This window comes from Arthrobacter rhizosphaerae, assembly GCF_023062595.1.
Taxonomy (GTDB): Bacteria; Actinomycetota; Actinomycetes; order Actinomycetales; family Micrococcaceae; genus Arthrobacter; species Arthrobacter rhizosphaerae.
This window is the reverse complement of the sequence record NZ_JALLAN010000015.1, coordinates 1-19,773: the sequence shown is the minus strand read 5'-3', so window position 1 is coordinate 19,773 and position 19,773 is coordinate 1. Positions and strand designations below refer to the sequence as shown.

At 59.3% G+C, this 19,773-nt stretch carries 20 protein-coding genes and 1 pseudogene; 7 read left to right on the top strand and 14 right to left on the bottom strand.

Annotated features, from left to right (window positions below):
• Positions 1 to 65: 65 nt before the first annotated feature.
• The 4 genes from MU551_RS18080 to MU551_RS18065 all read left to right on the top strand — a co-directional run bounded on the left by MU551_RS18080 (position 66) and on the right by MU551_RS18065 (position 4,610).
• Positions 66 to 986: a LysR family transcriptional regulator gene (locus MU551_RS18080; RefSeq protein WP_247046961.1), complete on the top strand. Its 921-nt coding sequence runs from the start codon at positions 66 to 68 to the stop codon at positions 984 to 986.
• Between the two features lie 171 nt (positions 987 to 1,157).
• The gene (locus MU551_RS18075; RefSeq protein WP_247046958.1) at positions 1,158 to 1,961 is read left to right on the top strand and encodes an SDR family NAD(P)-dependent oxidoreductase; all 804 of its coding nucleotides are present in this window, start codon (positions 1,158 to 1,160) and stop codon (positions 1,959 to 1,961) included.
• A 116-nt stretch (positions 1,962 to 2,077) separates the two neighbouring features.
• A complete protein-coding gene (locus tag MU551_RS18070) occupies positions 2,078 to 3,325 on the top strand; it encodes an aminotransferase-like domain-containing protein (protein ID WP_247047462.1) in 1,248 nt (415 codons plus the stop codon).
• A 274-nt stretch (positions 3,326 to 3,599) separates the two neighbouring features.
• Positions 3,600 to 4,610 (top strand): transporter substrate-binding domain-containing protein, encoded by a 1,011-nt coding sequence (locus MU551_RS18065; RefSeq protein WP_247046956.1) that lies wholly within the window; start codon positions 3,600 to 3,602, stop codon positions 4,608 to 4,610.
• A gap of 325 nt (positions 4,611 to 4,935) precedes the next feature.
• Here MU551_RS18065 and MU551_RS18060 read toward each other — a convergent pair whose 3' ends face one another.
• The 4 genes from MU551_RS18060 to MU551_RS18045 form a co-directional block, all read right to left on the bottom strand.
• A complete protein-coding gene (locus tag MU551_RS18060) occupies positions 4,936 to 5,760 on the bottom strand; it encodes an HAD-IIB family hydrolase (RefSeq protein WP_247046954.1) in 825 nt (274 codons plus the stop codon).
• A gap of 217 nt (positions 5,761 to 5,977) precedes the next feature.
• The gene (locus MU551_RS18055) at positions 5,978 to 6,670 is read right to left on the bottom strand and encodes a beta/alpha barrel domain-containing protein (RefSeq protein WP_247046952.1); all 693 of its coding nucleotides are present in this window, start codon (positions 6,668 to 6,670) and stop codon (positions 5,978 to 5,980) included.
• A gap of 138 nt (positions 6,671 to 6,808) precedes the next feature.
• Complete coding sequence (gene pdxA / locus MU551_RS18050) at positions 6,809 to 7,783, bottom strand: 4-hydroxythreonine-4-phosphate dehydrogenase PdxA (protein WP_247046950.1); 975 nt, start codon at positions 7,781 to 7,783, stop codon at positions 6,809 to 6,811.
• Entirely contained in the window at positions 7,780 to 8,952 is a 1,173-nt protein-coding gene (locus MU551_RS18045) for a four-carbon acid sugar kinase family protein (protein ID WP_247046941.1), read from the bottom strand. The genes pdxA and MU551_RS18045 overlap by 4 nt, the downstream gene beginning before the upstream one ends.
• 161 nt (positions 8,953 to 9,113) lie before the next feature.
• Between MU551_RS18045 and MU551_RS18040 the strand changes: the two genes are divergently transcribed.
• On the top strand, positions 9,114 to 9,992 hold the full coding sequence (locus MU551_RS18040; RefSeq protein WP_247046939.1) for a LysR substrate-binding domain-containing protein: 879 nt from the start codon (positions 9,114 to 9,116) through the stop codon (positions 9,990 to 9,992).
• Between the two features lie 195 nt (positions 9,993 to 10,187).
• On the opposite strand, the gene MU551_RS18035 is transcribed toward MU551_RS18040, so the two are convergent.
• From MU551_RS18035 to MU551_RS18025, 3 genes are all read right to left on the bottom strand, one after another.
• The gene (locus MU551_RS18035) at positions 10,188 to 10,982 is read right to left on the bottom strand and encodes a hypothetical protein (protein WP_247046937.1); all 795 of its coding nucleotides are present in this window, start codon (positions 10,980 to 10,982) and stop codon (positions 10,188 to 10,190) included.
• A gap of 1,150 nt (positions 10,983 to 12,132) precedes the next feature.
• Positions 12,133 to 12,822 carry an aspartate/glutamate racemase family protein gene (locus MU551_RS18030; RefSeq protein ID WP_247046935.1) on the bottom strand — a complete coding sequence of 230 codons (690 nt, stop codon included), beginning with the start codon at positions 12,820 to 12,822 and terminating at the stop codon, positions 12,133 to 12,135.
• 66 nt (positions 12,823 to 12,888) lie between these two features.
• Positions 12,889 to 13,398 carry a GNAT family N-acetyltransferase gene (locus MU551_RS18025; RefSeq protein ID WP_247046933.1) on the bottom strand — a complete coding sequence of 170 codons (510 nt, stop codon included), beginning with the start codon at positions 13,396 to 13,398 and terminating at the stop codon, positions 12,889 to 12,891.
• 69 nt (positions 13,399 to 13,467) lie between these two features.
• On the opposite strand from MU551_RS18025, the gene MU551_RS18020 reads away from it, so the two are divergent.
• The gene (locus tag MU551_RS18020; RefSeq protein WP_247046931.1) at positions 13,468 to 14,427 is read left to right on the top strand and encodes a LysR family transcriptional regulator; all 960 of its coding nucleotides are present in this window, start codon (positions 13,468 to 13,470) and stop codon (positions 14,425 to 14,427) included.
• A gap of 357 nt (positions 14,428 to 14,784) precedes the next feature.
• Here MU551_RS18020 and MU551_RS18015 read toward each other — a convergent pair whose 3' ends face one another.
• Positions 14,785 to 15,576, bottom strand: a complete 792-nt coding sequence (locus MU551_RS18015) for a DUF4386 domain-containing protein (protein WP_247046929.1) — start codon at positions 15,574 to 15,576, stop codon at positions 14,785 to 14,787.
• A 128-nt stretch (positions 15,577 to 15,704) separates the two neighbouring features.
• Here MU551_RS18015 and MU551_RS18010 point away from each other — a divergent pair, with 128 nt between their 5' ends.
• On the top strand, positions 15,705 to 16,379 hold the full coding sequence (locus MU551_RS18010; protein WP_247046918.1) for a TetR/AcrR family transcriptional regulator: 675 nt from the start codon (positions 15,705 to 15,707) through the stop codon (positions 16,377 to 16,379).
• 286 nt (positions 16,380 to 16,665) lie between these two features.
• On the opposite strand, the gene MU551_RS18005 is transcribed toward MU551_RS18010, so the two are convergent.
• The 6 genes and pseudogenes from MU551_RS18005 to MU551_RS17980 all read right to left on the bottom strand — a co-directional run.
• Positions 16,666 to 16,998, bottom strand: a complete 333-nt coding sequence (locus tag MU551_RS18005; protein WP_247046917.1) for a TfoX/Sxy family protein — start codon at positions 16,996 to 16,998, stop codon at positions 16,666 to 16,668.
• Positions 16,995 to 17,348 carry a nuclear transport factor 2 family protein gene (locus MU551_RS18000; RefSeq protein ID WP_247046916.1) on the bottom strand — a complete coding sequence of 118 codons (354 nt, stop codon included), beginning with the start codon at positions 17,346 to 17,348 and terminating at the stop codon, positions 16,995 to 16,997. The genes MU551_RS18005 and MU551_RS18000 overlap by 4 nt, the downstream gene beginning before the upstream one ends.
• On the bottom strand, positions 17,338 to 17,928 hold the full coding sequence (locus tag MU551_RS17995) for a TetR/AcrR family transcriptional regulator (protein ID WP_247046913.1): 591 nt from the start codon (positions 17,926 to 17,928) through the stop codon (positions 17,338 to 17,340). The genes MU551_RS18000 and MU551_RS17995 overlap by 11 nt, the downstream gene beginning before the upstream one ends.
• Positions 17,929 to 17,996: 68 nt before the next feature.
• Positions 17,997 to 18,470 (bottom strand): hypothetical protein, encoded by a 474-nt coding sequence (locus MU551_RS17990; protein ID WP_247046911.1) that lies wholly within the window; start codon positions 18,468 to 18,470, stop codon positions 17,997 to 17,999.
• A 721-nt stretch (positions 18,471 to 19,191) separates the two neighbouring features.
• The gene (locus MU551_RS17985) at positions 19,192 to 19,509 is read right to left on the bottom strand and encodes an L-rhamnose mutarotase (protein WP_247046908.1); all 318 of its coding nucleotides are present in this window, start codon (positions 19,507 to 19,509) and stop codon (positions 19,192 to 19,194) included.
• Between the two features lie 66 nt (positions 19,510 to 19,575).
• Positions 19,576 to 19,773: pseudogene (locus tag MU551_RS17980) on the bottom strand (amidohydrolase family protein); the annotation flags it as partial.

Here is a 19,773-nt window from a genome sequence, read left to right as displayed (position 1 = left end):
CTAAAAGCCACCAGGTGTGATGCTCAAAGGTAACCAGGTCGGTCAACGGAGGAGGAGGCAGCCGGATGCTTGAAGTACGTCGTCTGATCCTGCTCCGCGAGTTGGAGGCCCGGGGCAGCATCGCGGCGGTATCCCGGGCGGTCGGCATCAGTTCTTCGGCAATCTCACAGCAGCTGACCAAGCTTGAAGCCGATGTTGGAATGAACCTTCTTGAACAGATCGGTCGAAACATTCGACTCACCGACATCGGCCAGAAGCTTGCCAGTCGAGGAAACGAAGTTCTGGCCATCCTGGAGGAAGCCGAGTCCGAGATCGAGAGTCGGCGGCGCCGGGTTCAGGGAAGTGTACGCGTGGTCGCATTTGGCACCTTCGCTCTCCGCTATCTCCCGGATGTGCTGCGTCGATTGGCCGCAACTCATCAGGATGTCGTCGTGAATTTTGATCAGGTGGAACCCGCTGATGCGCTGGATGCTGTCTCCGGGCGCCGAGCAGACATAGCGGTCATTGACGAATATCCGAATACACCCCGGCGAGTGGACCCTGAGATGTCCTCGATTCACCTTTTGCGGGACCGCATCGACGCCTACCTGCCTTTGGAGGTCGACTCGGTCCGGGAACTTGCCGACATCCCCTGGGTTTTCGAGGCCGCCGACAGTGACGCATCCGCGTGGGCCAGGCGAGTCTGCCGTGATGCTGGATTCGAGCCGCGGGTTCGGTTCGAATCCCCGGATCTGCGACTCCACCACGGCCTCGTAGTTGCCGGCATGGCCGCCGCTTTGATTCCCCGGATGGTCTTCTTTGGTCCTACGGCACCGCTTCCCGAGCCTTCGGTCCGTTTTGAATGGCCCGGACCGGTGGGGCAGGAGCTCCACCGCGACGTTTACGCGGTCACGCGCCGTGGTGGACATTCTCGGCCTGCGGTCGCAGCTGTGCTGAAGCACCTGCAGGCAGCCGCTTCCGAGTGCCCCGCCAGCGATTTGGAGTAGGCCCTCACGCCGGATCCCAACAGCGAAGATCCGTGTCGGACCCTTAAGCCCAGCTTAAGGATAAGGCCAAGTCGTGGCCCATTCTTCGCAAGGCTTCCGCTTCATATGCTTGAGGCGACTTGGACTTGATGCCTTGAGGGGGCCCTTCCCTCAGTCTCGGAGGAACACACAATGACTATGACTACCCCTGCTGTCAGCCTCGTGGCGAGAGCCAGCCGGGCTGCCCCCAAAAGACGAGTCGCGCTGGTGACGGGGGCGACCTCAGGCATAGGCACGGAAATCGCCAGCCGACTCGCAGATGATGGCTTCACCGTAGTCATCAGCGGCCGCTCCGTGGAGAGAGGTGAACGCGTCGCACGTGAGCTTGAAGGACGGGTGCGCTTCATCCGTGCGGACCTCACCCAACCAGGCGCCGCAGAATCACTGGTGGACCAGACGATACGCCTGGCGGGCGGCCTGGACGTGCTCGTGAACAACGCGGCGATCGACCACATCGGCCCGCTTCTTGACACCCCAACCGACGAAGTCCGGGAAACGTTCGAGACGAATACCTTCGGCTCCATCTGGTGCCTGCAGGCTGCCGGCCGAGCAATGCGCGAAAGGGGTGGAGGCGGTTCAATCATCAACATCACTTCGCGTCTGGCCAGCATTGGCGTACCCACGATGTCGATCTACAGCGCAAGCAAAGGCGCCATGCTCGCGCTCACCACCGCGGCCGCCGTCGAACTGGCACCGCATAACATCCGCGTCAACGCGGTGGCGCCTGGAATGACCAACACTCCCCTCTATGCGGAGTGGCTTTCGAGCCAGGCGGACCCCGATGCAACCATGCGGCGCGTGGCCGGCGCGATCCCACTGGGGCGCATAGCGGAGCCTGCCGACGTTGCTGCCGCTGTGGCCTACCTGGCCAGCCCCGAGGCAGCCTACATCACCGGCGCCTCGCTCCCCGTTGACGGCGGCTATGTCGCCCAATAACTGCCGCCTCCACTGTCTCCAACCAGTCCCAGCGAAGGATGCAGGGTTTGGACCTCATTCTCATGGGGAGTCTCGCAAACGCCCAATTCATCAAAACCCAGAAAGGCGGTCAGGCCATGGCTGTTGACCACGTTGCCACCCGTACTCCCCTGCCTTTGGCTGACCGCGCAGCCGGCCTCGTCGGGTCGATCATTGATTCCAGCACATCCCTCTTGGCAGCCCAGACGCACGATATTGTCCGCTTCGCCATGGGCTCCCCTGCGGATGAGGCTGTGCCCTTGGCAGAATTCCGGGATATCGCTGAGCAGGTCATCAACCACAGCTCCATGACTTATGGCGCCACCGAAGGCGAACCCGTACTACTCAAGGCCCTCGTCGAGTACCTTGCCAACACCTCGAATCCCACTTCCGAGGACCGCCTGACCATTACGTCCGGCGGCATGCAGGGCCTTGACCTTGCGTGCAAGATCTTCATCAATCCCGGCGATCTGGTGATCGTGGAAAGCCCTACCTACACCAACGGCAGCGCAACCGCCCTCAGTTACGGCGCTGAGCTTCTCGAGGCACCCATCGACGAGAATGGCCTGATTGTGGAGGCACTCCCCTATCTTGTTGCCGCCACGGGCCGGACCCCGAAGGTCATCTACACCATCCCGAACTTCCAGAATCCGTCCGGAACCACGCTTTCCCTTGAACGGCGCCACCAGTTGCTGGAACTGGCGCACGAGTGGAACGCCGTCATCATCGACGATGACCCCTACGGACTGCTCCGGTTCCAAGGGGACGACCTGCCGTCCCTCCAAGCACTCAGCCCCGGCGATCCATTGCTGTTCTCGGTCCGCACTTTCTCTAAGATCCTGGCTCCGGGCCTGCGCGTTGGCTGGGTGGACACGGATCCCGGTCTCCGCCAGCTGGTCATCAACGCCAAGCAGGCCATGGACACGTGCACCAACGTTCCCGCTCAGCAAATAGTGGCCGAATTCATCCTCCGAGGGGGCCTGGAAAACCACCTTGCGAGCCTGCGCACGGAGTACAAGCGCCGCAAGGACGCGATGCAGAAAAGCCTGCGCCGCCATCTCGGTGACCGCATCACCACCACCGACCCCGAAGGCGGCTTCTTCCTCTGGCTCACACTCCAGGGCGAGGATGCACGGATCTCCACCCGGAAGCTCTTTGAGACGGCACTCGCCGAAGGCGTCGCCTTCATTCCCGGGCCGGCATTATCCGCGAGCGGACAGTTCGACGACGCCCTGCGGCTCTGCTTCGCCTCCACCACTCCCGAACGGGCAGAGGAAGGCATCATCCGCCTCCGACGGGCGATCGACCTTGAGCTCGCCGCAGTAACGAGCGGCGAAGACGCTTGAACAGTCCTCCCGAACAACACGGAATTCAGCTGTCCCTGGGACGGATTTCTTTCGATGAACCGGGAACGAAAGCGAGACAGTAAAGGAGGCAGATGCCAGTGCCCACAGAAGTCTGAATGACTAGTCCCATGGCGAGAGAATCGCGCCGGTATCCCAAGCGCACAAAAAAATCCCTTAGTCAGTCCCATGACCAGGTCCTCTACGAACCGGACCACAGTCCCCATCATCCCCGAGCAGTTCCCTGCTTATAACCTACGTTAGGTGCGGTACCCCAGTGAAACCAGAAAACCACAGCAAACGTCCACACATCTGGAGCGTGGGGCTCGCCAGCCTCGTGCTCGCCCTCACAGCATGCAGCCCTGCAGCTTCCCTCGACACCGGCGGAGCCAAGAAACTTATCGAGGTCCAAGGCGCAATGCCCGAACCCGCCGACACCAAAACCGTCAAGGAATACACGACCGTAGACGGAATCACGAGCTATGACCCTGCAGCCTCCCTTCTGCCCAAGAGCATCCGGGACAAGGGCGTGCTGGTTTTCGGAGTAGATCCAACGGCTGCGCCCACTAGTTTCACAGGCTCCGATGGGAAGGCTTTCGTAGGAATGGACGCCGACCTCGCCAGAGCCCTCGGGCAAATACTCGACATCCAAATCGTCTTCAAGAGCTCCACCTTCGATGCGATCATTCCCGGACTGCAAGCCCGCCGGTTCGACGCCGCGATCGCGGACATGGGCGTCAACATGGACCGCTTGAAAGTCATCGACCTCATTGGCTACGCCCGTGGTGGTTTCGGAATCGCTACCCGGCCTGGAAATCCGCTCCATATCGGCGAAAAAACCATGTGCGGCCATAAAGTAGCCGTCGTCCTAGGAAGCATCCAGGCAGTAACCAAAGGCCCTGCATACAGCGCGGAGTGCCAGACGCAAGGAAAGCCAGCGATCAACCTGATCACCGTGCCAAACCAGCAAGAACTGCTCCTCCAACTCCAAAGCGGTCAGGTCGACGCCGGCTACGTCGACGCGCCAGGCGCCGGCTGGGCAGCCAAACAAAACCCGGGAGAAATCGAACTCGGAGCCACCATCCCCGGAACTATCCTTTCCATGGCAACGCCAAAGGACTCAGAACTCACACCCGCTCTCGTACAAGGTATAAAACACCTCGCATCGCTACCCGAATACAAAGACATCCTTAAGAAATGGGGCATGGAATACGCCATACTCGAACCCCAGTACCTTGACTCGTATAAAACCATCCCCACACCCCCACCAACACCTTCCACCAACTAATAACTGTCCACAGGTACTAAGCAGCATCCGGGCAGGGGATTACTATGGATCCCCTGCCCGGAGGGCTGCTATCTGCTGTTCCCTTGGGTTGACGAACTCGTGTGGAAGGATCTGCCAAGCGGTGATGGCGCTCCAGATAGGAGCAAGATGATGCCAGCCAGATTTGGCACGCTAATAACGGATTTAGGTTCCGAGACCTGAAACGGGGATCGCATGATGCGTCACAGGAGTAAGGCTCGGGATTCTTCAAGGATGAGGATGTAGAAGGCTTGGAATGGCTCGTATAGCCGCTGCGACAACGCAGCGCATGCTGTTGTCGGGACGCTTATAGGAAACGACGTTCAATTTCTCGTGCGACTCCATCGTCGTCATTAGATTCGATGGTTCGGTGGGCTTCCGCCACTGCTTCAGGTTCTGCACCGTGAGGGGCAAGAGCGATATCAGCCATGCGCATCATTTCCAGGTCGTTGTAGTTATCGCCAAAGACAATGAGCTCCTGTGCAACGAGGCCCAAAGAGAGGAGCCTAACCGCGTTGTCTTTCCCCGCCTCGCTGCTGGCGATCTCCAAGCACTCTGTGTTGCTGTAGACGTTCTTGTACGGGAAGGCGCGAAGTCCACTTATGTTTAGGACGGACATGGCGATCGAGGCCAGCTGTTCTTTTGTCCCTACGACTGCGCAATAGACCACGTTACCGAGAGCTGACCAGTTGCCATAGCCGATATTGCTTATGGGAACGTTTGCCTCTCTGGCCGCCCGACTGTTGTATTGCGTCCACTCCAGATCCCGATTTCGGGCATGGCCGATCACGAGGTGCCCCTTGTTGATGGCGTAAATAAAGGCGCCTGCCTGCGTTTGCTCGATTATCGTTGCAAGGTGTTCAAGATTGGCCGGGTCCACAGAGAAATAATGTTCATATGTACGCGTCAAGGGTGAGTAAAGTGCGGCGCCGTTCATGACAATCCATGGCAATTGAAGATCAAGCTCAGATAGCCGGTCCTGACATCCGTAGACCATGCGCGCTGTTGCTACCGTGAAGAGCCCGCCACAGGAAATGAACTTGTTAAGAATCCTTGCCGATAGCGCGCTGACCTGCTTGTTTGAGTCGAGTAGGGTTCCGTCGAGATCGCTTACGAGGAGAGATCGCAGCATTGGTCTTCCTTTGAGTAGTGAAGGGGTCTAACCGACGCACGCATTCACGGGTCGTGCGACCAGATCGAAAAGGAACGTCTGTACCGACTGATAGGACGCGAGCCTAGGTCCAAGCAGGACATCCCTGTCGCCGGCGTGGTGCTCGATCCCACGCTGGCCACTTCCGCCATGGGCAGTGGCCAGCGTGCACGGCTTCAAAGGATGCGAATGCTCGTGCTCAGTTGAGTGCAGAGGATTTCGCTGTGTCTCTTGCTGCTTGGAGCACTTCCTGGAGTTGGCTGCGCAAGGAACCGAACCGTGGAAAGATGGTCCCGGTGAAGGCAGCCTGGCCGATGGTAAAGGCATCTACACCCGCTGCAGCTAGTGCTTCAATCTGGGAGATGGAAGAGATGCTTCCGGCAACCACGAGGGTCCCTTGGGTGGCTTTTCGCGCCGCCTTCACCAGGTCCAGCGGGTCGGCGTCGGTTGCGCGGAAGGCGAGCAAGTCCACTCCCCCCGCTCCGGCCTGTTCAAACGCGATGCAGTGAGCGGCGACTTCCTCCGCTGTTCCACCGAGTTTCGTGGGGTGCCCTGTCGGGTGCCCCGGGAACGGGAGATACTGCACGTTCGACCCGGAGAGTATCTCCAGCGTTTCGGTGACGAAGGTGCCGCCAAGGAGGTGGTCCACACCTAGGTCCACTGCCATTTTGGCTGATTGCAATGCGGCCTCACGGCTGGTGCTAACTACCTCGAGGTGGCTTGTTGCTCCGCGCGCTTTGATTCGTTTGTGAAGTTCACGGAGGACCTCAGGGGTTACACCGACATCCTTGAAGCCGATGTGCTTCAAAGGGACGTCTTCGATATCAGCCAGAACGCTGAGGCAGTCTTCGACGGTCTGATCGTCGCGGGTGAGCATAAAGATGAACTCCATCGGAGTCAGTTTCCTTTCGGGGGACAAATTAGAGAATAGGCGGCCGGGAATCCCGACCCTGTGAGGGCCTTGGCCCAGGTTTGCGATGATGACGCCTCCGGCTTCAGTCAGCCGTTGGCCAAGCAGGTACCGTTCGACTCACTGTCCACCTGCCATTAGGACGGCATGCTTGAGCGCTACAAGCAGGCTGCGATGGTCGGCGATGCCGCGGCCGACGATGTCGAAGGCCGTCCCGTGATCAACGCTCGTCCGCACGAACGGCAGACCGATAGTGACATTGACGCCACGTTCAAGACCGAGGTACTTGAATGGAATGAGGCCCTGGTCGTGGTACTGGGCGATCACGACGTCGAAATGGCCTTGACGTGCACGCAGGAACACCGTGTCTGGTGGCCATGGGCCGGAGGCTGAAATTCCTTCAGCGATGGCTTTTTCGACTGCCGGCTGAATGATCTCCAGTTCCTCTGTTCCCATGAGGCCGTTCTCGCCTGCGTGCGGGTTCAGGCCGGCGACTCCGATCCGTGGCTCGGCGATCCCGGCCTTCACCATGGCGGTGTGGGCGAGTCGAATCGCACGCAGAATGCTCTCCGTAGTTACCAGCTCGATGGCGTTCTTCAAGGATTCGTGGATGGTCACGAGGACCACGCGAAGGTCGTCGCTGGACATCATCATCGTGTAGTCATCGCAGTTGCTGAGTTCTGCCAGGATTTCGGTGTGGCCGGGATAGGGAAGGCCTGCCAAGCGCATCGCTTCCTTGTTGATGGGGGCCGTCACCAGAGCGGAAACCTCACCCTCGAGAGCAGCTTCAATGCCCGCCTTGACGTAGTCGAAGGCCGCCTGGCCGGACTGGGCCTGGACCTTCCCCAAAGGCAGGTCTTCTGGCAACTCTGTTATAGCGAGCACTTGAACGAAAGAGGCGTCCGGGCGGAACTCGGACAAGGTGATAGGCCGGGCTTCCAACGGGATGTTGCTCTGCTTGGCTGCCCTGTTCAGCACTCCGACGTCACCGATGACAAGGGCAGGAATGTTCAGTCCCGGCTCGGCCATCAGTTTCATAACGATCTCCGGGCCGATCCCCGAAGGGTCTCCCATCGTCAGAGCAATTGGTTTCATGATTCTTCCTCAGTGTCTTGGAGTTGGAGCAAAAGGTTCTTTAGTCGGACGAGCGTCCGGGGATTGCCGAAGCCGCCGGCCTTGATCAGGACCGGCATACGGGCGGGGTGGTCAAGGATTCCGAGAGCGATACCCGGCTCAGGCTCAGAGATGACTTCGATGCGGCGTGAACCTAGTCCGTCCAGTACGCTTCGCGCGGTCTGGCCGCCGGTTAGTATCAGCGCGTCAAATGCATCTGCGGCGAAAAGTTCCGCCACGGTCGAAGCCAGCCAGTGGTCGGCTTCATCCTTGGAGTGGGAGACAAAAGGGTCGTGCACGGCCGAGTAGCCGCTGCAGGACAGCTCCTTGGCGATTCTTTCTACCAGCCCGGCTTGGCTCTCGCCCCCATCAGCAGGATCCTGACTATGAGCGGGCAACTGCCCCACGAGAACATCAAGCTGTTCTCTGCTTGATGGATGCAGACTCCCCACGACAATCAGCACCCGAGTTGACGCCGCAGCCTCAGGCGCAGGCTGAACAGTCCATGAAGCGGCGCACTTCTTGGCAACAGCAGCTGCCAGCCCAGGCGATCCAACCCAGAGAACGTCTGATAGTGATTTCGGATGGTTGACCAACCGATCCAGGTCTGCGTCTGAACAGGCGTCCGCTATCAGGATCCGTTCCTCGCCCACGCGGTGTTCCCATGGGGAGGCTGCAGTGATCAAGCCAGCCTGGGGAAAGAGCTTTTTGATGTCACTCTCCTTTGCCGGATTCCCAGCGTCCAGGCCGAAATGGGTTTCCGCCACGGGAACACCATCAACGAGCTGAATACCGTCAAGGGTGGTTCGTCCCTCGGTAGGAAATGCCGGTGCAATCACTGCGGTCGATCGCCCGCTCTCGGCAAGGGCCGCCTCGACCTCAGCGACCACATGGCCCCTGATTGTGGAGTCTATGGTCTTGAACAGGACGTCGGCATGTTTGATCTGTTGGATGCAACGGACTGTTTCGGAGACGGCCGCGCCCACATTTTGGGAACGCGTGTTGGCATCCACGGCGGACACACCAACCGGAAGGTCACCTTCGATCGCTCCGAGGAAGAGGTTCGCAGGGATCCCCAGCTCGCGGAAAGGGCCGGCACCATCGCCCGCTGACGTTAGGTCATCAGCGAGAACGGCAATCTTGAACTGCATCACAGCTGGTGGAGCCAGGTATGGGAGAACTTTCCTAATCCCTCGTACCGCGTAACGTGTTCCAACATTTTCCTTCCATCGCGTTAGGTTTCCTCAACTATTTCACTGAGAGGAACAAATAAAAATGGATTGTTTGGCACACATGTGTGAGAATTTTTCACATGACTTGGCCGGATCTACCACCCTTGGGGACATTGGTTGCCTTTGAGAGCGCGATCAGACTCGGAAGTGTCACTGCAGCGGCGGCGGAGCTACACCTAACCCATGGCGCAGTGAGCAGGCAGATTCAGGCGCTCGAACGTTCTCTGGGCCTGAACCTTTTTGAGCGCCGTAACCGTGCGATCGTTCCAACGCAGGCCGCGGCCGACTACGCGACCCAGATAACCGACGCCCTGAACCTTATGTCTTCAGCAACTAGGCGTGTTCAACGCCTCCGGCAGACTGACAATCTGGTTCTGTCGTGCGAACCCACACTGCTGATGCGATGGCTTCTGCCGCGCTTGCCCGCCCTTTATCAAGCCGTCCCGGGCGTTGACATTCACCTCTCCGGCGCAGGCGGCAGAATCGACCTTGCACGCCAAGGCGTAGACATAGCCGTGCGCCGCAACGACTTCGCCATCCCGCTCCATATGGAGAACACAATCCTGTCGTCCGAAAGAATCGGCCCTGTCTGCAGCCCGGACTTGGCAAGCAAAATCTCGTCAGTTGATGACCTCGAGTCACTTACGTTGCTCCATTCGGCTACACGGCCCGGAGCCTGGATGGACTGGCAAGAAAACGCCCCAACACCCGAATTCCCAGTCATAAGTGAGACGACCTTTGAGCACTTCTACCTCTCTCTCCAGGCCGCCGTGGCCGGAGTTGGGGTGGCCATCGGCCCCTACTTCCTGGTCGCGGACGACCTCCGCGACGGCCGTCTCGTCGCACCCTTCGGCTTCGTTGAAGACGGCAGCAAGTACGTATTCCTCTCAAGAGACCCAAGCGACACCAGGGTCAGCCTCATCCGTGAATGGTTCATACACGAAATGCGCCACACTTAACCGCTCCAAGCGACCCCGTGCCCTGCCTTCTGGCCGCAACGGCGCGGGAACTTCCCAGGAAAAGGTGCAGGACCAAAACTGCCGATGCCTCCGTGACCAGCACACAGGTGACGGCCGTACGTTCCCGTCATTCCCGCCGCCGCGCGGCCCGGCACCCAGCGTAGAGGTCTCTTTCCTGCCGAAAGCTGCCGGTCCTCAGGCCATCAGGTTGAGCGTGAGTTCGATGGCGCCGAGGAAGAGTGCCAGAACCGACGTGCCAAGCCCGGCCACAAGAAGCAGGCCGGGGTGGGCGAGTCCCAACACAACGCGACGGAGTTGGGGCGAATGCTGCAGGAAGCTCTTGGGCAGCCGCGAATCCTGCGGGTTCTGGCGCCACCCGCGGAGACGGCGCAGGAACCACGCACAGCGCACAATAAGCGCCATCCACAACACCGAAACAACCACGGGGACCGCCGCCAGGAGCAGGTTGAACCCCAACGACGTCACCGCGCTCTCCGATTTCCCGGCCAGTGCCTGCACTGTTGTGGAAATCGAGGCGCTGGCCACCACGGACAGGCCCCACACCATAAATGCAGCCGTCAGCGCGAGGAACCGGACAAAGAAGTGCGCAAGCACCGATTCTTTCTGGGGCTTGAGGTACCGGCGCGGGGTCGCATGGAGCACGGCCACGGTGCAAGCCATTGTGGGCAGGGCAGCCATCCCCACAAGCACGTACCAGGTCCAGCCTGCCAGGTCCACGAATTCGTCGGCGACGATCAACAACGCCCAGAAACCCGTCCACGCCCAGCCTGCATGCAGCGGATACCGGACCAGCCAGGCGGGCAGCCGCTGAGGCAGCCGGACAGCCGACGCGATAGAGGGCCGGGAAGCAGGATTCCGGACCGTCCCATCAGCGGGTTCAACAGCAGCAGGACCGACGCCGACCGGGCTGTCCGGCAGGGCCGCTGGCTTGGCGTCCGACGGGTTGTGTTCCCCTCTAGACATGCTCATGGGGTCACTGTAGCAATGCATGAGACGGGCCCGCCGTGGAGGTAAGTGTGGACAATGTCCACACCCACTTAGCAGGACAAAGAAACCACAGGCCGCTCCCCCGAAAGTCTGCCAGAAGCCATCCAAGAGAAATCCGGCACCAAAGTTGGCGACGTCATGTCCTACCCGCGGTCCCCAACCATGAACAGGTGTTGGCCACCCACGACCAACCCGACAGAACCGGAACAAGGAACCACGAAACAACACCACGGCAGGCGGAGGGTCCACCAGCCAAGGTCCTGAACCCACCACACCACATACCTAAATAGGCCTGACGTCCTTCGAGCTTCCCGGGTTCGGCCGGTTCCCCGATTTGCACTCCGAATGCTGATCCAGAGGTAGCTCCGCTATCAGGTGGAAGCACGAATAATCGCGGAGGAAATTCTTCGGATGAAGCCGGACGTGAACCCTATATGGGAGCTTTGCACCAGGGATGAACTCCACGCGTACAGCGGACAAATGAAAACCTACGTTTCGGCTTTTTCTACCCCATGAGTTGAAGCAGCTCCGAGAACTCCTCCGCAAGAAGGAGCTGGACATTTTTGACTCCAGCAAGCCTTGCGGGGAGGACTACCTATGTAGGCCCGGAAGGGTTGCTCCTGAGTCATGCCGCAATGGGTTTCCTGCATCTAATGATATTTCCATAGTTAGGGTCCAGTGCGTGGCGGCAGTCTGTGTTCCGCCCCTGGGCGAGTAATAGTCCAGTGGTATCAGAGATGCCTCCGAAAGCAACCTCCCAGATTCCTTCGTTCTCCCAAATCCAGCTGCGCAGCAGTGGGAACAGGGCCTCATATAAGGACCGAAATGACTATCAACAGGACAAATACTTCGTATAAGAAAGCTCGTCTTCCCCGAATATATGAAGTCCTTCACAGTAGTTACAGGACCTGCAACAACCTGTACCGCAGCCAGTTTGTACACACGTTAAAGCAAAAATCCCCTCCGACGAGGGGATCTGCTGTGCCCGAGGTGGGACTCGAACCGCATTCCAACCCCTATAAACACTCGGAAGTCCGGAAAACATAGGCAATCCGAGCCAGTCCGGCCGATGTACGAACCGATCCGAAGCGAAAAGTGTGGACATTGTCCACACTTTTTTTGCTAGAGGCTCTCACGTCATCGCTGCCGCGACGGCGGCCTTCGCGTGCAGACTCGTTGTGGCAAACAGCGGCAGGGGGGTGTCTTTGGGACGGATCAGCAACTCGATTTCTGTACATCCCAGGATGATGCCTTGGGCGCCCTTTTGGCCCAGGCGATTGATGATCGCCTGGTATCGGTTCCGGGAACCGGTGAGAATCCTTCCGAGGACCAACTCGTCGTAGATGACCGCGTTTACTAGGGCCCGGTCCTCCGCGTCCGGAGTGACGATTGTCAACCCGTGCAAGGCAAGGCGCTCCGTGTAGAAGGACTCTTCCATGGTGAAGCGTGTCCCGAGGAGCCCTACCGTGTTGATTCCCGACGCGAGCACCGCCTTCGCTGTGACATCGGCAAGATGGAGGAACGGAATGGAAACCGCCGACTCGATGGCGCCGGCGACCTTGTGCATGGTGTTAGTGCACAGCAACAGAAGTTCAGCCCCTGCCGATTCGAGGCGCCGGGCTTCCGTGGCAAGCAGTTCGCCTGCCCCAGCCCAATCACCCTGGTGCTGCAGTCGTTCAATGTCTGCAAAGTCCACGGAGGACATGATGCAGGAGGCCGAGTGAAGGCCTCCCATGCGCTCCCTGACCTGCTCGTTGATCAGCGAGTAGTAGAGTGCTGAACTCTCCCAGCTCATGCCTCCGAGCAACCCGATGCGTTTCATGGCATCACCGTAGTTGCAGGAAGCGTGGCGGCAGTGAGTCCTGTTGGCACGGCTGTTGCCCGCGGCTCACAATTCGTATTTCATGAACACGTCTGCCCTGCGGTAGGGCAGCGGGCCGAGCTCGTCGAGCGGCACGTGGCGGAAACCGACAGATTCATAGAGCCGCACAGCGTTCGCGAGTTTGGTGCTGCTTCCCAGGAACAGCGTGGACGCACCCATTTCCCGGGCCTTTCCGATTGCGGCCATGACGATGGCGCGTCCCAGGCCCTTCCCTCTCCTCGATGGGGAAACGGTCATCTTTGAGAGCTCGAAGACGCCGTTGCCGGCCGGGACCAGCGCCACACAGCCCACCACGATGCCGTTGGTACGGGCCAGCAGGACCTGGCCGCCCTTGTCGATAATTTCAGATTGCGGATCACCGAGAATTAGCCGGTCGGCGTCCTCAAGGGCAAACAGTTTGCTGATCCACTCCTCATTGAGCTCTCTGAAAGCGTATGCGTCGCTGGTGCTGGACAACGGGGAGATGATGGCTCTTGCTGTTTGCCCAAGAAGGTCCTGGGACGGCTCCTGATTCATCCTGTAAGCATCCTTGAAGGGATCAATATAGTCCAATAACAGTTTGTACATGATTGATAAGATAACTGTATGGATCTTGAGCATCGTGACGAACCCCGAGGAGGGAGGCGCGTTGAGGCTGGTGATATACAGCTTCGGCATCTCCGGTCCTTCGTCGAACTGGCCGCGGAACTCCACTTCGGGCGCGCAGCGGAAGCACTTGGAATTGCGCAGCCTGCCCTGTCCGGACATATCAGAAAACTGGAGGCGGATCTCGAAACCAGGCTTTTCCATCGGACGTCCAGGTCGGTGGAGCTGACTCCCGCAGGAATTGTGCTGCGTGAACGTGCAAAAATGATTCTTCTGCAGACCACGCGGGACCTTGCCGAGGTTCGCAGTGTTGGCCGCGGTCAAAGCGGAGCGCTGCACGTTGGGTTCGCGAGCTCCACGCTCCCATTGGGGCTTGCCGACCAGATACAGCGGTACCGGCTCGACTACCCAAATGTCCGGGTGCATCTTCATGAGGGATTCACTTCCCACCTGATGTGGATCCTTGCCAGGGGTGAGATTGATGCAGCCTTTGTCCGAGATCCCGACCCCTCGCCGGGTGTGCTTACTGAAGCCATCGCCACCGAACCCTTCAGGGTGGTTCTTCCCTTGAATCACCCGTTGGCAGGTTCGGAAACGCTCACAGGTGGAGACATAGGCGACGAGCCCTTCATTTTCTACCCTGAGTCGGCAGGAGCACGTGCGTACCGGACGAATCTCACTCCGGTGACCGAGGCGGGCAAACATGCTGATGTTATTCAGGAGGCCTCGCATTGGGCAACAATCATGCATCTCGTTGGAGTGGGCCTCGGCATCACGATCGCACCCCTCAGCGCTACCTACGCAGCGCCGCCCACTATTCGGGCGATACCCCTGACCAACACATCAGCTCGAAGCACCGTATACGTTGCCTGGCGCGAACACGAAGACCGCACCATCGTGCAAAACTTGCTCCCGGCCCGCGGTTCCACCACCGTTAAGGGGGGAACGCCCAAGCCGTGATGGCACACCCGCAGGACACAACTTTGCCGAGACGCTCACACGTTCGACCTTATCGACTCATCCTAGGCCAGGTGCAACCGCCGAATCAGTGCCCAATCCTCATAAAGATCACCCATCCAATCGTTCGGAACGGGTGGCTCGTTTTCAACCGTCATAGTGGCTCACTTTTCGACCGTCACCGACAGCCCGGCCGGGATTGGTCACCTGAAGGCATCACGACCGCTGCCGAGCAGGGATTGCCCACATACGCTCAATATGGGTATGGAAATCGAATGAAGACGCCGGAACGACTCGGGCATTTTAGCAACGGACGAGTCTTGTCGATCGGTGGGAACTACGGTGCGATGGACTGACAGGTCATGGCGCTTTGACTCGAAGCGGGGATCGGGCCGTTTCCTCAGTGGGCGTCCGATCTATAGGGCGTGGAGAGCGTACGCCAACGATGAGCAGGTACAGGACCATCCAGATCTCTGCGATGGCGGGCACTATCCCCAGGTAGCCATGGATCTGCTCAGCCAGTCCGGAGAGCAGGAATGCCACAACGACGTCAACAAGGTAGCTCACGGTGGCGAGTACCAGCATGGCGCCCAGCGCCTTGGGAAACATCCGCGACCTGTACGCGAGATATCCCAACGGGGCCAGCCACAACCCGAAGAAGACCTGGGCGGCAAGGACCGTGTAGTGCTGGATATCCAGTAAGAGCAGGACGAGTGCGTTGGATCCTAAGGGTCCGAAAGCAGTCGCATAGGAGCTGTCTGTTGCCACCTGCATCGCCACGAACGTGAAGACGGCGCTGATGGAGATGATTCCCGCTGCTACTATCACCGCCAGGACCATGAGACGCGCTGCGTGCTTGCCAGCATGCTTCAGCAGCAGGTACAGCGTCACGGCAGTAAGCAGGAAGAACACAGCGTCCGTGAGGTGGGCGACGACGCCAAGACGCATGAGCCCCTCGTTGGCCACCACATTCGCAGTGGTTGCGGCCGCGTCCCCGGCGATATACAGCGAGGGATCGACGAACCCTTCAGAGAAGCCCCCTGTAATGCCGACGACGAGGTAAAAGACGCCCGCGATCGCCGCCAACCGCCGCGGCGAGCCCGGAGGAACCCCCGTGGGCTGCTCTGCGAATATTCCGCCTGGAGTTTTCATCTTGTTCCCTTTCGAGTGGAGAGCGTGGACGTTCACCACGTGATGCGTACAATGTATATTGATAAGCGTACAAAGTACACATGCGGCCCAAAGGTATCTTTAACCGTTGGCCCAACAGAGGAGTGTCCATGTCCACGACGGCTGGGAAGCACGAGGATCCTCGTCCGGGTCTTAGCAGGCAGCTAGTTGTCCAAACCGCAATACAGCACGCAGATTCAGCAGGGCTGGACGCGCTGACCATGCGGCAGGTCGCCGGGTTGCTGCAGGTCGCTCCCATGTCCTTGTACCGCCACATCTCAAACAGGGACGACCTCATCGACGCAATGATCGACGTTCTCTTCGGCGAAATCGCCCTTCCCCTGGGCAGCGCACACTGGAAAACAGCAATGAGGACCAGAGCCGTATCGCTTCGCAACGTCCTCGCGCGCCACCGCTGGGCCATCGGGCTGATGGAGTCCCGGAGACGTCCGGGACCCAGCAACCTGCGCCATCACGACGCCGTCATCGGCAAGTTACGCTCAGCAGGCTTCGACATTGGGATGGTGGCCCACGCCTACTCACTTCTTGACGCTTACACCTACGGATACGCCCTGACGAAGGTGAACATCCCCTTCGAAACCACGGACGAGATGGCTGCCATGGCCCAGGACATGTTCGAGCCGTTCCCCGCCAACGAGTACCCGAACCTGGCAGAGTTCGTCACGGACCACGTGATGAAGCCCGGCTACGACTACGGAGAGGAATTCGAGTACGGCCTCGACCTGATCCTGAACGGACTGGAAGAGGCACTCGCCGGCCAGTGACAAGGCCCTGCACTGTTGAGGATGCCCTCTCCGGCGGCCTGAGTGGAGTCGAGAACACCATACGTCACTGACTCTGGCCCACGCGGCTGGGTTTGCAGAAACGCTCCTCCGGGCGTGAAGTTTTTTGAGCGAGCCTAGCTCCGCCCGGCAACCCACTTTGGTGAACTTATGAAGGAAGACGATGCTGCCGCACTTTCCGTGTCGCCAACGGATGGCCCAAATCCGGCCGTAAAAGTGGATGCAGGCTCCTGGTTTTCCGGGAGCCTGCATCCGTGTCAGAGGAACGTCAGTGGCGGGAGGCCCGTATTGCCTCCGTTGCCCACTTTCCCAGAAGTTCCTCGCTGGCTCTGACTTCGTCCGGGACCTGCCAGTAACTGGCGACGGTGACCGTTCTTAGCCGCGTGTCATATCGGAACGGTTCAGACCCAGATGCCTTGAACTCGGGGAGGCTGCCGTGGTCTACCCGGAAATATAATCCGTCCTTCATGACGAAACCGAATTGCCGTCCGCCAAGGGAGAGTCCGGCACCGCCAAAATAAGGACTGACTCGCACGGTGCCGAGTTCCGCCAGCCGGTCAGCGATGTTGAGGGCTTGGCCGTGCGCCGCTGGGCTACTCACGGTGCATCAAAGAAACCCGTGATGTTGCCGAGGAGCCCCTCCCGGTTACTGGCGAAGCTGGCTCCCGTCCCAATGGATCGGCCCTCAGCGTCAAGGAGCGACCAGCGGGCCATGGTGGCATCGTGGTGGCCTAATACGGTCTCGATTCGGAAGCTGCTTGCCGGCGAGATGGAGCGGAACTCCTCCATGTAACCAGAAAGTTCGGATAGCCCGTCGATTGTGGTGTTCGGATCCTGGTATTGCACATCCCTGGTGACGCAATTCGCCAGTTCCGATTCCCGACTGTCGGGGTCAGCGGACCAACAGGCGGCGTACTGGTCCCAGAGGTTCTCGATACCGTCAGTGTTCATGCTGATTCCTTTCCAAATGATCGAATGAATCATCGATCATGGCTTCGAGGGCTGGGTGATCCCAGCCCGATCGTATGAGGACGAGCACACCCTGATACAGGGCGAGCAGTCTCAGGGCTTCCGCTTCCGGGTTCGCGTCAGACCTCAACTCGCCCACTCCGTGCACTGCCGTGAGGCGGTCCCGAAAGAGACTCAGGAGGATGGAGAGGCCGTCATCGACCAGTTTGCGGGCTTCGTGTCCGGGGTTCAGTTCGACCGCCGAATTGGTGATGAGGCAGCCGAAGGACTCGTTTCCCGGTTCGTGCAGAAGAGAGATGAAAAGCGATCGTAGGCCACCCAGCCCCCGATCCTCAGCAGCGTGGGTTTCGATACGCCTAGCGAGTACTACGCGGTTGTAATGTGCAAACGATGCCTCGAACAGCCCGTCCTTGCTGCCGAAGCTGTTATAGATGCTCCCGGCCTTGAGCCCTGTCGTATCCTCCAGATCCTTCACCGAGACCCTTGCATAGCCGCGCCGGCGGAACGCATCCATCGCCCCCGCAAGCACGCTTTCCTCATCATATTCACGACTACGTCCCATCCCACTCCAATTCTTGATCGACTATTTTAGAATAAGCGACCAAAAACTTAAAGGCAACCCAAGCTGGCCTACCAGGCGTGCTCGAAGACAAGCTTGTCCGTGACATGCATCCACATCTCGGACGAATCGATTTCTGGATGGTTCGCCGCCGCCCAGGCGTCCAGGGCGGCGCCATAGTTGGTGATCGGTCCACCCGGGTCGGGCACGCGATTCGCTTCAGCGCGCAATTTATCGATGGCGGCTCGCGCTTCCGGACGGAGTTTCGGTTCAACGCGAGGGCTTGCCTGACCGGAGGCGTACCGGCGCCAAGCTTCGCTGTAGGCTCTCAGCACTTTGTTTAGCTCTTGGTCGTCCATGCCCTCAAGTATGAGATGGGGTAAGGCAAGGGCGGGCACAAAATGCCGAAGTTCCTCATCTCGTTTGGCTGTATACGACCCGACGGCCTTCACCGACCACGTCGGCCGGGAATCCGCGACGACGGCGACCGGCGCCTTCTCTGCCGGCCAGCCAGGCCCGCCCACGGCTACGCCAATGGTTTCCATTTGATGGCGATCCAATGGAGTCTCCGACGACACGGGAAAAACGCGCTCAGGCAGTCACATCGATACCGACCATCCGAGCATGGACAGGCATGACTGATCCACCACAGCAAAACCGTGAACGGAAGAAGGCTCCGGTCCCACACACGTTCAGTCCCCCCGCTGCTCCCCGGCACCTTCCGCGCTACCACCTCACTACGGAACTCAAATAAAGCAGACGTAAGTGTGGACAATGTCCACAGCCACTTTGGCATGACAAACCGAGCACATACGGCTCCCTTGCATCTAACAAGAGCCCTTCAAGAAAGAATTTCGCACCAAAGCCGGCGACGTCATGTCGTACCCGCAACCCCGAACCATGAACAGGTGTTGGCCACACACGACCAACTCGACAGAACCGGACGAGGAACGCATAAACCCAGCGACAGCAGGCGGAGGGCCCAACAGCCAAGGTCCTGACCCCACCATCCCACACACCTGAACAGGCCACCGCGGCGGCCAGGCCAAAGCCCGCGTACTAGCGTCAGAGGTACGCACCACAAGCTTTGTACACACGTTAAAGCAAAAACCCCTCCGACGAGGGGATCTGCTGTGCCCGAAGTGGGACTCGCAGCGCATTCCAGCTGCCCCTGCGGCCGCCCAAAGGGAACCCATGCCAAACTCCGCACCTTAGTAGATGAGAGGACTCCCGTTCCGCGATAAATGCGGCTTTACCGCCGGGCCTTTAGTCGAGGTGCCAGATTTCCTTGAGCGTGAGCCACTGTTCGCCGTCGGGTGTTCCTTCCAGGCGTCGTTGCAACGGGTCGGTGAGTGTCCACCACTGCCGCGTCTTGGGGTCCTGTGCGATAGCCGCGGATGCTTCTGAGAGTGACGTTGCATCGTCCACCTCGAAGTAGGCAAAGAGATGTTCGTCGACCAGGAAGATGCTGTAGTTACGGATACCCGCGTGGGTGAGCGTTGCTTCTACCTCCGGCCAGACTGCTCGGTGAAGCCGTAGGTATTCCTCCTGATTTGATCGCGGCAGATCGATTCTTTGTGCCACACGCTGCATGCTGTCTCCGGTTCCTCTTCGTACGTTCAGGTTGATTCTTAGTCAACTAACATAGCCTCAGCCGACATCACCGTCGATGCCATTTCTGTTGGATTCTGATACCTGGTAGATGCTCGCGGCCGTCCCCGACCAGAACTGCTCTTGGGCTTGGGCTGGCCAGGCAGACACAATCGAGCTGAGCGAGTCGAAAACGCGTCGATATCCACCAGCGGCGATCGACATCGGCCAGTCGCCTCCGTAGAGGAGCCGTTCCGC